Raw genomic sequence first — 499 nt, 5'->3', positions numbered from 1 at the left:
CCACCTCACGGGCCACCCGCGTCACCTCGTCGGCGAACGACGACAGCTGGTCCACCATCGTGTTCACCGTCGACTTCAGCTCCAGGATCTCGCCCCGGGCGTCCACGGTGATCTTCTGCGACAGGTCGCCCTTCGCCACCGCCGTGGTGACCGGGGCGATGTTGCGCACCTGCGAGGTCAGGTTCGACGCCATCGAGTTCACGTTGTCGGTCAGGTCCCGCCACGTGCCGGAGACGCCCATCACCTGCGCCTGACCACCGAGCTTGCCCTCCGTGCCCACCTCACGGGCCACCCGCGTCACCTCGTCGGCGAACGACGACAGCTGGTCCACCATCGTGTTCACCGTCGACTTCAGCTCCAGGATCTCGCCCCGGGCGTCCACGGTGATCTTCTGCGACAGGTCGCCCTGCGCCACCGCCGTGGTGACCGAGGCGATGTTGCGCACCTGGGCGGTCAGGTTGGACGCCATCGAGTTCACGTTGTCGGTCAGGTCCCGCCA

At 67.5% G+C, this 499-nt stretch carries 1 protein-coding gene; it reads right to left on the bottom strand.

The annotated features are described in order from the left end of the window. The coding region (locus tag RM555_RS30830; RefSeq protein ID WP_311415001.1) for a HAMP domain-containing protein at positions 1 to 499 on the bottom strand (499 nt) is incomplete at both ends.

The organism is Micromonospora reichwaldensis (genome assembly GCF_031845925.1).
In the GTDB taxonomy this organism is placed as follows: Bacteria; Actinomycetota; Actinomycetes; order Mycobacteriales; family Micromonosporaceae; genus Micromonospora; species Micromonospora reichwaldensis.
The sequence above is the reverse complement of the archived record's forward strand: the minus strand, read 5'-3'. Positions and strand labels throughout refer to the sequence as shown.